Source organism: Chitinophaga sp. CF118, from assembly GCF_900112615.1.
In the GTDB taxonomy this organism is placed as follows: domain Bacteria; phylum Bacteroidota; class Bacteroidia; order Chitinophagales; family Chitinophagaceae; genus Chitinophaga.
In genome coordinates this window covers 1,398,781-1,410,709 of the sequence record NZ_FOMK01000001.1, presented here as the reverse complement: position 1 = coordinate 1,410,709, position 11,929 = coordinate 1,398,781, and the positions used below count along the sequence as shown (strand labels likewise).

The 11,929-nt window shown below is 40.4% G+C and carries 6 protein-coding genes; 4 read left to right on the top strand and 2 right to left on the bottom strand.

The features are described 5' to 3' along the window. Positions 1-35 precede the first annotated feature (35 nt). The 3 genes from BM176_RS05350 (at position 36) to BM176_RS05340 (ending at position 1,908) form a co-directional block, all read left to right on the top strand. Positions 36-476 (top strand): SRPBCC family protein, encoded by a 441-nt coding sequence (locus tag BM176_RS05350; protein ID WP_090100338.1) that lies wholly within the window; start codon positions 36-38, stop codon positions 474-476. 94 nt (positions 477-570) lie between these two features. Continuing rightward, positions 571-1,422 (top strand): NAD(P)-dependent oxidoreductase, encoded by an 852-nt coding sequence (locus BM176_RS05345; protein WP_090100336.1) that lies wholly within the window; start codon positions 571-573, stop codon positions 1,420-1,422. 75 nt (positions 1,423-1,497) lie between these two features. Further along, a complete protein-coding gene (locus BM176_RS05340; protein ID WP_090100335.1) occupies positions 1,498-1,908 on the top strand; it encodes an ACT domain-containing protein in 411 nt (136 codons plus the stop codon). Here BM176_RS05340 and BM176_RS05335 read toward each other — a convergent pair. Both BM176_RS05335 and BM176_RS32870 read right to left on the bottom strand, forming a co-directional pair. Then, complete coding sequence (locus BM176_RS05335) at positions 1,894-2,616, bottom strand: LytR/AlgR family response regulator transcription factor (protein ID WP_090100333.1); 723 nt, start codon at positions 2,614-2,616, stop codon at positions 1,894-1,896. The two genes, BM176_RS05340 and BM176_RS05335, sit on opposite strands and share 15 nt — an antisense overlap. Further along, entirely contained in the window at positions 2,613-3,269 is a 657-nt protein-coding gene (locus BM176_RS32870; protein ID WP_255373441.1) for a sensor histidine kinase, read from the bottom strand. Before BM176_RS32870 ends, BM176_RS05335 begins: the two co-directional genes overlap by 4 nt. Before the next feature lie 936 nt (positions 3,270-4,205). Here BM176_RS32870 and BM176_RS05325 point away from each other — a divergent pair. Beyond that, entirely contained in the window at positions 4,206-11,927 is a 7,722-nt protein-coding gene (locus tag BM176_RS05325; protein WP_143097718.1) for an SDR family NAD(P)-dependent oxidoreductase, read from the top strand. The last annotated feature ends 2 nt before the right edge of the window (positions 11,928-11,929 follow it).

Sequence of the window (11,929 nt, the reverse complement as noted above, 5' to 3'; positions counted from 1 at the left end):
TATTGGATCTTTATCATGTACTAAAAAAGCAAACAATGGAATTTAAAATAACAATTAACGCACCCAGGGAAAAAGTGTGGAATGCACTTTGGGACGATGCCTCATACCGTGAATGGACTTCTGCTTTCGCTGAGGGATCATGGGCAGATACGGATTGGAAAAAAGGAAGCAAAGCCTTGTTTCTCGGTGAAAAAAATAGTGGCATGGTTTCTACTATTGCTGAAAATATTCCCAATGAATTTATGTCCATCAAACATCTTGGGAATGTTATAGATGGAGTGGAAGATCTGGAAAGTGAGGAAGCTAAGAAGTGGGCAGGCGGCTTTGAAAATTATACACTCCGTACTGTAGATGGAAAAACAGAGTTGAAGATTGATATGGGAGGTGTAGACATATCGCAGGAATTCAAAGACTACTTTATGGATGCCTGGCCCAAAGCTTTACAGAAACTGAAGGAATTAGCAGAGAAAAAATAGTCCCGGACAGAGGGTAAGCATTCCTGTTATTATTACTCAAACGGGTATATAATGAAAATTCAAAAATCTTACCTTTATGTAAAATAACAGGATCATGGTAGCATTTTTAGGTATGGGGCTTTTAGGAGCAAATTTTGTAAGGGCTATGATAAACAAAGGGGCCCAGGTGCAGGTATGGAACAGAACATCGTCAAAGGCAATAGCCCTGGAAGCATATGGAGCAAAAGCTTTTGCGGATGTTACAGATGCTGTAAAAGGAGCGGATATTATCCATGTTGCACTGAAAGACGATGGAACTGTTAATGAAGTTCTCGAAGCAGCAAGTAAGGCATTTAAACCGGGTGTTATCATTATAGATCATACTACTACATCTGCAGAAGGTGCAGCACAGCGCACAAAGGAATGGAAAGAACGTGGATTTACCTATCAGCATGCACCTGTATTTATGGGGCCGCAGAATGCTTTGGAAAGCACCGGCTTTATGCTGGTATCCGGCGATCAGGCTGTTATTAGTCAACTGGAGCCTGAGTTATCCAGAATGACAGGTAAGCTGATTAATTTTGGAACAGAGGCTGGGAAGGCTGCAGGCGTGAAATTGCTTGGTAACCTTTTCCTTGTAACCTTCACTGCCGGAATTGCGGATATGCTTTCTCTTGCCAAAGCGCTGAATATCCCTGTTGATGATATTTCTACATTAGTTGGTTCCTGGAGCCCTGCGGCAACATTCCCTACCAGGTTACAAAAATTGAGTTCGGGTGATTATGACAATCCTTCCTGGGAATTGAATATGGCCCGTAAGGATACAGGGTTATTTATGGACGCAGCAGCAAAGGGCGGAACGAAATTAGCTGTGATACCAGCAATAGCTGCTGAAATGGATCGCTGGATTGAAAAAGGATATGGAAATAAGGATTGGACTGTGATAGGCAAGGATAGTGTAGTCTGAAGGATATAAAGGGGGCAGGTGATATGCCCTCTCTTTATTCTGCCTTGATTTATTATAAGATATTATGAAAATAAAATGACCGGCGAAACTAATTTAAGAACCCTTTTAGCATCCATGAAACCCTTGCTAAATGAAGGGGACTATGTTTTTTGCACAATTAATGATGATACTGATATTGATCTTAAGAATGTGATCTGCACCTTCAGAGAAAAGGAAGGTTTAACTGTGATCATAAAACAGGAACTTGCTGATCGGTTGGATCTTAGTTATTCATTCATCGCATCATGGATCACGTTGACTATCCATTCTTCTCTGGAAGCTGTTGGGCTGACGGCTGCATTTTCGAAAGCATTATCAGATGAGGATATTAGCTGTAATGTAGTAGCTGCGTTTTATCACGACCATATTTTTGTAGCTAAGAAAGATGCTGCTAAAGCAATGGATATTCTACTTAATTTTTCAAAGCCGGCCCTACCTGCTCAATAACTTCTTCGATACAAATTCATCAAAGAAATAATTCCTGTAAGTATTCCCGATAGGAATTTCATATTTGTGAATGAAGATGGTATTATTATCAAACGATTCTATCTTCTGTACATTAACAACATACGATTTGCTGATACGCACAAATACACTCTGTGGCAGTTGTTCATGGATCGTTTTAACGTTCATTGCCGTCATGATCTTTTGTTCGGCAGTATGTAATATCACATAGTCTTTCAACCCTTCTATAAACAGGATATCTTTAAAATAAACTTTAAAGATCTTCCTGTCTGCCTTTACAAAGAAATAGTCTGCCGCAACTGTTTCAATATTATTCTTTTCGTTGTCTGATTTCAGCAGCTGGCTATAGGATAATGCCTTATTGACTGCGGTCTGAAAACGTGCTTTCTGTACGGGTTTTACGAGGTAATCAATTGCTTCCACTTCGTAGCTGTCCAGTGCGTATTCACTAAACGCAGTAGTGAATATCACCAGTGTCTCTTTAGGAATTGTTCTGGCAAAATCAATACCGTTTGTTCCTGGCATCTGCACATCCAGGAAGATAAGATCAACTGTATGATCCTGCATGAATTTTGATGCTGTCATTGCACTGTTAAAGTTACCCAGAAGATTCAGATCTTTAATCCTGTCAACCAGTAGTTGGATGGCTTCTCTTGCCAGTGGTTCGTCATCTACTATAATACAGGTCATAGTATTATTTTTAAAGTTACAGTGAAGGCATCTGTCTTATCCTTTATATCTAATATATATTTACCAGGATACAGTAACTCCAGTCTTCGTTTTACGTTTGTAAGACCCAGTCCGCTGGTATCACTTTTAATCATCATGCTGGAGGACTTTGAATTAATACATTTAAAAGTCAGCACATCATTTATTACTTCAAAATGCAGGTGTACAAACGTTTTCTTTTCGGTATCCATGCTGTACTTCACTGCATTCTCCACAAAGATAATGAATAACAGGGGGGCTACCTGTACACCGCTTATATCTCCTTGTTTATTTACAATAGATTCAAAATTATCCCGTCTTATCTTTTCAAGATTTAAAAAATCCTCCAGGAAGTGGATATCTGCTGTCAGTAATACTTTGGGTCTGGTGCTGTCGTATAATTGATAACGGAGAAGGTCGCTTAATTTCATTAATACCTGGGAGGCTTTTTCGGGATCTTTCTGCGTTAGTACATTGGCATTATTGAGCATATTGAAGAGAAAGTGTGGATTGATCTGGGTCTTCAATTGCTCTAATTCTGACTGCATGGTTGCTTTTTCCAGTTCATTGATGCGTTCTGTGTCTCTGATCCAACGCTGGAATAGTTTGATAGCAGTAGATGCCGCTACAATCATTATTATACTGAAAAGGAAGATTCCTACCTTAAGACCCTCTTGCTTGGGGGGATAGGGTAAAGCCCGGTAGGGAAATAATTTGATTCTGATTATGTTAGCGGTGATGAAAGATAATGAGAGCTGAACAACGACTCCTGATATATACATCCTGTACCTGTTACGAAACAGAAATTTGGGTACCAGTATATACATGTTTGTATAAAATACGAATAATAGGAAACAGAAGATTGAAATCTTTACATAAAAGGCATATGGTTCGGGATAGGGAGTAAATGAATTTAAAACGACCGTCCCTAATAACAATAACGATAAAAGATGCCGGTATATTCTATACCTGGGATTTAGCCATATATAACTGAGGAATTTATTCTGCTGTATGTCAATTTGTTGATCCACGTCTGGCAATTTAATTGTCAATCAAAGGTAAGTACATTAAAGAGGAGAGATAGCTGTTTTATACAAAAGTGGATATGTATTATACTAATCTTTTATGCCTTAGACCCTGTTTGCTATAAAAGTTAGTGCATTTTATTTTATTTTTAGAAGGTACTATTTATAATTTCAAACGACTCACTATACAGAAGACCTACAAACATGTGTAACTCATATTGGATAACCTAATCTCTTTTCGAAATCAGATGGTTTATCAGTACTACATGTTACTGTTATATTAATAAATGTGAAAAAAAAAAATTAGTTGGAGGAAAGTAATTAATTTGATCACCGTTTTATGCTGCTTATTTAATAATAAATATTCACCGCAACTGTAATTTGTAAGACGACACTCATTAATAACCATTTAAAACTCAAAATATCCTGATGACGACTCATTACTTTTCTATTTTAAACAATTGTATTTATTGTACATAATGGTGATTCCTATTTATGTTCGTACATATCTGAGGTCATAGTAAACCCGAATTAAAACATATTGTTTTGCTAAAGTTATTGTATGTATGGAGCTATGGCTTCATAGGACTTCCTATGCTTATATCTTTGAGGAAAAATATTACTTCAGATAGTGAAGTCTCCTTTGATGATTTATTAAAGAGTAATAAGAAGTGTTACCCTCAGGCTGCTATTCGTGTATTATTATCTGAGAAATGGCTTAAGAAAACGGCTGATGGCAGGTATAAATTGCATGATCAATATAGTGAAGAACTTATACCGCTGAATATAACAGCGCTTCTCATGGACGATTGTATTAGCGAGGATGCGCAGGAAGAGCGTGTAGTGTTTTTCCTGGAAATGCTGTATGCCGCATCCGCAAAATGGCACATAAATAATATATCATTGCGATCAATGCTTGACGGAATATTGCTGTTGCCGGTAATGTTACGTCTGCAACAGTCATTGACTGAGAAAAATATTTTCGCAGCAGCATCTTTTCATACACGCTTACATAAACCGTTAACAGACTTTTTTTTAAATAGAGAATGGATGGTAATATCGGGTGGACATCCCGTATTATCAGATGCCGGCAAAATATTAGTTACTAAAGCAGATGAATATCTGCGGCATGGATTGGAGGTATCAGAGGTTTTACTGTTAAGTGCTGCCAGGTCTGGCATATTTTTAACAACACCAGCTTCCGGTGAGGTATTCCCATTTACCCGCGTAACACTGGGGCAATATCATAAAAGAAGTTATAGTATCCGTTATGCTGAAGAAGAAGATCTGAAAACATTAATGGAGTTGGAGAAGGCGTGCTGGCCTGCCGGACTTCGTTTGCCCAGGCAGGAGATTGACAGAAGATTAACTGTTTATCCAGGCGGACAATTTGTAATTGAAGAGAACGGGAAAGTATTAGGTGTTATTTATTCGCAACGTATCCGGGAAATGGAAATGTTGTATAAAAAGGATGTTAGTACTGTTGGAGAATTGCATCGTGCAGAAGGAGGAATTATACAGTTATTGTCAATAAACATTTTTCCTGCGGAACAGAGCCGTGGACTGGGAGATGAGCTGCTGGAATTTATACATCACCGCGTAGTACTGATGCATAAGGTGGAAACTGTTTGTGCTATTACAAGAAGCCGTGATTTTAAAGGCAAAACAATAGAAGATTATACAGCTTATATACATCAGAAAGACGAATATGGTTATTATGTTGATCCCATCATCAGGTTCCATCAGTTGCATGGAGCCTCATTGCAGGGTATCGTACATGGATATCGTATCAGAGATAAAGAGAACCTGGGTAATGGCATACTAATCAGCTATGATGTGAATAGCCGTCAGCGTTATCAGGGAACTGCCAGTGAAGAAAAAATATTGCCCCGGTTTAATGAAGAGGAACTGGCTGATGTGATAAAAAAACATATAACCGGATTATTGCCCAGAGCAGCGCCATTGGATGATGAACAGCCTTTAATGGAAATGGGACTGGATTCTGGTGATCTGATGGGGTTGGGATTATTCCTTGGTAATACCTATAACGTTGCCTTGTCTGGCGCATTCTTTTTTGAATTTAATACCATTCAAAAGGTAGTCAGTCAATTATCTGCACAGATAATACCAGTGGAAGAAACCGGGAAAAGTATAGAGGCTGTTAGTGAAGGCAGAGAGCATGATATCGCGGTGATTAGTACAGCTTTCCGTTTTCCGGGAGCTTGTAATAAAGAAGCATTCTGGGATATTCTTACCGGCGGAAAGCATTCAATTATTAATACACCTGATTCCCGTTGGAACTGGCCGGAATGGATAGACCTGGTTAATAAACATCAGGGAATTAATGCAGGTGGTTATCTTGACCAGATTGATGAATTTGATGCAGCATTTTTCAGAATCTCTCCCCGGGAAGCTGAATTAATGGACCCTCAGCAAAGAGTACTGCTGGAGCTGACATGGGAACTACTGGAACTGTCAGGATATAAACCTTCTGCTTTGAAAGGAAGTAAAACAGGTGTATACATAGGAGCCAGCGGAAGTGATTATGAACTTTTACTTGCGGAACAAACAGGTGCCGATAACTTAACCGGTACAGGTACTGCATTATCAATACTGGCTAACAGGTTATCCTACTTTTACGATTTTGAAGGGCCAAGTATGCTGATAGATACTGCCTGCTCTTCCTCTCTGGTGGCCGTGAATGAAGCTGTAACTGCTATCAGGTCGGGTAAATGTACGCAGGCATTGGCCGGTGGTATTCATCTGATGTGTCATCCAACGAGAAGCCTTTCTTATTATCAATCTCATATGCTAAGTAAAGATGGCAGGTGTAAAACATTTGATGCAGATGCAGATGGTTATGTGAGAGGAGAAGGAGCTGCATTATTATTGCTTAAACCTTTGGAACAGGCAATAGCAGATGGCGACAGGATACAGGGAATCATAAAAGGAGGAGCCGTAAATCATGGCGGACAATCAGGAGGCTTAACAGTACCCAATCCTGATAAACAGCGTAAACTACTGGAAGAAGCATATGCCAATGCCGATGTAACAGTTGATACTGTAAATTATCTGGAGGCACACGGAACGGGCACTATGTTGGGAGATCCCATCGAAATAGCAGGAATGACAGCTGCATTTAACAGGTTGCATGGAAAACATCAGGCTCCATGGTGTGGCATCGGTTCTGTTAAAACGAATCTGGGACATCTGGAAGCTGCATCTGGTATGGCTGGTATTATAAAGGTGCTACTGGCTATGGAATACCGGCAATTACCTGCAACCATTAATTTTAAACTGTTAAATCCAAAGATTGATCTTGCCGGTAGTCCGTTTTATATTCAGCATGAACAAGCTGCCTGGTTGCCCATATTACCAGGGATGCCATTAAGAGCGGGTGTCAGCAGCTTTGGAATTGGAGGGGCTAATGCACATGTTGTATTAGAATCTTTTGGTGAGAAAGTGCTGTCTTCAAAAAGTAATATAACAGGCCCCTTCCTGTTTGTGTTATCCGCAAAAAATGCGGAAAGATTGATGGCCTATGTAAAATTAATGGTGCCCTATCTTGAGAAAAATGAAAACCTGCATCCGGCCGACCTATGTTTTACATTGCAGACTGCAAGGGAAGAAATGGATGAACGCCTGTCCGTCACCTTTCCGGATATAAAAACATTAACCAGGTTATTAAAGGATTATATACAAGACCCTGGTACATTAACGGTGCACAGGGGAAATGCAAAAGCAGTTCAACCCACGAATAAAGAGAACGGTAGCAGTCTTCAAAAGAATGCAATAGCCTGGTGTTATGGCACAAAAGTGAACTGGCATTTATTATATGGAGATAAACAGCCATCAAAAATTTTACTTCCTACTTATCCTTTTGCAAAAGACAGCCATTGGATAACACGTGTATCAGAAAAAGAAAGCGTTGGCAAACTTCATCCTTTATTACACCGTAATACTTCTAATCTTCTCACACAGCAATTCAGCAGTGTTTATACCGGAATGGAGTTTTTCCTGAAAGACCATAAGGTGATGCAGGAAATGATCTTACCCGGTGTGGCCTATCTTGAATTGGTGCGGGTGGCCTGCGAACATTCAGTCTCGCAAAAGGTAACAGCTATCAGAAATATTACCTGGCTGCGACCATTAAAAGTGAATGGAAGCGCTGTCAGTATGCATGTAAATCTACATGCAGTGGGAGATGAAGTGGAGTATGAAGTGTATACGGAGGAAGATGGTGCAGAAGTGCTGCATAGTGAAGGTATAGTAAGTATGCATCCTCAATTGCGGCAGGAAGAGAGAGAGTTGGCCGGTTTGAGGAGTCGGATAACAAAGGTGGTAAAAGGTGAGGATTGTTACCAGTTGTTCAGGGATAAAGGATTTGATTACGGTCCCGGATTTCAGGGAATAAAAAATCTGTACTATAATGAAATGGAAGCATTGTCAGAGATTTCATTATCTGTGGATAAAGCATATGTACTTCATCCCGGGTTACTGGACAATGCTTTACAAACCTGTGTGGCATTGAATGCTTTGAATGGAGACACACGCCTGATGCTGCCTTTTGGTGTGAAAGAAGTGATGATTGATAAAGTATTGCCTGATACCTGTTGGTGTTATGTAAAGAAAAGCAACATCTCTGAAAATGGTTTGAACATTTATGATATTGAATTGCTGGATAACACAGGGAAAGTACTATGCAACTTCCGTGAATTAACCATGCTGCCTGTAAATGGAGCATCTGGAAAATCCAGGGAAAAATCTTTACTGTTTAATTATGACTGGATCCCCTCTCCACTGATTGTTTCTTCGCAACCATCTTCTTCTTCTCAACGGCTTGTAATACTTGCCGGAGCTAGTGTTAGGCTGGCAAGAGAACTGCAGGAGCTCACAGGGAATGTAACAATTGCGGTAGAGGAAACATCCACTACTGAATTCTTTATACACGTACTAAATAAAGTACAGGAACAGGTTAAAAGTAAAGTCTCTACCCGTATCATTCTTGTTTGTAAACAGTCCGATTATCATTCTTATGGTTTTGTATCAGGATTGTTAAAAACAGCAGCACGGGAACATCCGGGGATTAGCTGGAATGTGTTGGGTGTTAAATTAATGACCGCACAGGAAATAACAGCATTACTGGAAACAGAACAATATGCTGCATCCGGAGAGATCCGGTATGTGGATGGTATTAGAGAAGAAAGAAAACTTACTCCTCATGTAGCAACTGCTCCATCTATAAATATTAAAGAAGGAGGTGTATATCTTATTACAGGAGGTGCCGGAGGAATAGGACAAATGCTGGCAACCCATATTCGTCAGACAGTACATACACAAGTGATTCTTACCGGAAGAAGAGAATTAATGCTGGAATTAGCACCCGGAATTATATACCTGCCATGTGATGTTACTGATAAAACCGCTGTGATGGATTTGGTCAGCAATATAAAGGAACGTTATGGAAAACTGGATGGTGTTGTTCATAGTGCTGGTGTAATCCGCGATAGCTTTCTTGTTAATAAAACAATTGAAGAAGTACGAGAGGTATTATTACCTAAAGTTGAAGGTGCTAAAAACCTGGTAGAAGCAACAAGGAATGAAGGACTTGACTTTATGGTTTTCTTTTCTTCCATAGCTGGTATACTGGGTAATACAGGACAGGCAGATTATGCTGCTGCCAACGCCTTCCTGGACGGTTATGCTGCTTTCCTGAACAAAGATGGTCGTACGCTTAGTATCAGCTGGCCACTCTGGAAGAATGGAGGCATGCAGCTTACCAAAGAAAGCGGACAACTACTGGAAATGCAATGGGGGATGTTACCAATGCCTTCTGAAGAAGGAATCAGCATTTTTAATTCCTTACTGAATAATGCATCAGGGCATGTTGTAGCTGGCTATGGAGAGGAGGAGCGGATGAAGCAGAAATTGTATGGAGAAGTTATTTCTCACACGACTATTGCAGCTAGTCAGGATATGATTGAAATGCAACAACTGGCTGCAGAAAAGATCCGGGAGATGGCGGCTGTTATTTTAAAGCTATCAGTGAATGATATTGATCCGGAGGAAAAGTTGGGTGATTATGGATTTGATTCCATTTCATTTACGAGGTTAGCCAATGAACTGAATACCTATTATAACCTCGACATTACACCCACTATATTCTATAATTACCCGGCAGTGCAAGATGTTGTTACTTTTATAGCAACTGATTTTCCTGATAAACTGATCAGCAGGCATACCGGAGGGCAACAGGAAAAAATACCTGTTACCGGCATATGGAAAGAAAGAAGTGTGCGGCAGGGAAGGAGCCCCGTTATACCAATATCCGAAAAAGAACAAGGGCCTGCTCCGGTGGCTATCATTGGCGTTAGTGGCCGTTTCCCGGGTTCTCCTGATATTGCAGCTTTCTGGAATAATATAAGCACAGGTAAAGACCTTATAACTGAGATACCATCTAACAGGTGGGACTGGCGTGAATATTATGGAGATCCCAAAAAAGAGAAGAATAAAACATTATCTAAATGGGGCGGCTTTATCGCAGACATCGATAAGTTTGATCCGCTGTTTTTCAATATTTCTCCCAGAGAAGCAGAACTGATGGATCCCCAGCAACGCATCACATTGGAAACAGTATATCATGCCTTGGAAGATGCTGGTATTTCACCAGCAGGAATTAAAGGTAGTAATACGGGTGTATTCATGGGATTATGCAGTTCTGATTATTCCTGGTTATTGAACAAACAACCTGATCTGGCCAGTGAAGCACAATTTTCAACCGGTATTGTGCATGCAGTACTTGTCAATCGTATTTCTTACCTGTTAAATATCCATGGTCCAAGTGAACCGGTAGATGCAGCCTGCGCAAGCTCTCTGATTGCTATTCACAAAGCTGTGGAGAATATCCGGAATGGCAATTGTGAGATGGCGATTGCCGGAGGCGTAAATTCTCTTTTATCACCAGGGTTTACACTTTCGTTTAGCCAGGCAGGTATGCTAAGTGCGGATGGCCGTTGCAAAAGTTTTGACCAGTCTGCAAATGGATATGTGAGAGCAGAAGGAGTTGGAGTTATTATCCTGAAATCTTTAAGTAAGGCAGAGGCAGACGGTGATCATATTTATGGTATTATCCGTAATACTGCCGAAAATCATGGCGGAAAAGCAAATACACTCACTTCTCCAAACCCGCTGGCACAAAGGGATCTGTTGCTGAAAGCTTATCGTGGTGCTAATATCGATCCCCGGGATGTAACATATATAGAAGCACACGGAACAGGAACATCATTGGGAGATCCTATTGAAACGGAAGGGTTGAAACTGGCATTCAAAGAATTATATAAGGATAAGAATATGGCGCAATCTGCAATTGCTCATTGTGCCTTAGGTAGTGTAAAAGCCAATATTGGTCATCTGGAAGCCGGTGCAGGTATTGCAGGTGTGATAAAAGTGCTGTTGTGTATGAAACATGGAATGTTAACCGGAAACCCTCATTTAAAACGTCCTAACGAATATCTGAAACTGGAAGGGAGTCCCTTTTATCTGCAACGGGAAACAACTGTATGGAAAACGCCGGATCACAAACCCCGGATTGCAGGTATCAGCAGCTTTGGTTTTGGTGGTGCAAATGCGCATGTCATTCTTGAAGAATACAAAGCTATTTCCCGTCCGGCTTACCATAGTGCAGATCCTGCTATTATCATATTATCAGCAAAGAATGAAGCACGTTTGATGGAACTCGTATCCAACCTTCGGAATTTCCTGGTGCAACACCCTGTTTATTCGCTACATGATATTGCCTATACACTGCAGGTGGGCAGGGAAAATATGGAAGAGCGGCTCGCAATTGTAGTGTCAGATACAGAAACATTATTAAAACAACTGACTGATTTCATAAAGGGAACCGCCAGGGAACTCTTCACAGGAAATACCAAAAAGAACAAAACAGGTAGTATGCTTAAGGGCAGTGATGGACAGGCACTGATCAAACAGGCAATGTCTGATAAAGCATTCCCATTGCTGGCTGGTTATTGGATACAGGGAATGGAGATAAACTGGGAAATGTTGTATCCTGACACCAAACCGGATAGAATCAGCCTGCCGGTATACCCGTTTGCCCGTCAGCGTTATTGGGTGCCGGGAATCCCTGAAATAAAAGAATCCCCGATACATGTGGTTGAAAAATTACATCCCTTACTACATTTCCGGGAGGATAATAATAGTATCCATCCCCTCCTTCATAAACAGGAAAAAGCCCACACTTCTTATTAAAT

What these genes read in the sequence shown, in the direction of transcription:
- BM176_RS05350 (WP_090100338.1), top strand. Translation starts at nt 36, where the DNA reads ATGGAATTTAAAATAACAATTAACGCACCCAGGGAAAAAGTGTGGAAT.
- BM176_RS05345 (WP_090100336.1), top strand. Translation starts at nt 571, where the DNA reads ATGGTAGCATTTTTAGGTATGGGGCTTTTAGGAGCAAATTTTGTAAGG.
- BM176_RS05340 (WP_090100335.1), top strand. Translation starts at nt 1,498, where the DNA reads ATGACCGGCGAAACTAATTTAAGAACCCTTTTAGCATCCATGAAACCC.
- BM176_RS05335 (WP_090100333.1), bottom strand. Translation starts at nt 2,616, where the DNA reads ATGACCTGTATTATAGTAGATGACGAACCACTGGCAAGAGAAGCCATC.
- BM176_RS32870 (WP_255373441.1), bottom strand. Translation starts at nt 3,269, where the DNA reads ATGATTGTAGCGGCATCTACTGCTATCAAACTATTCCAGCGTTGGATC.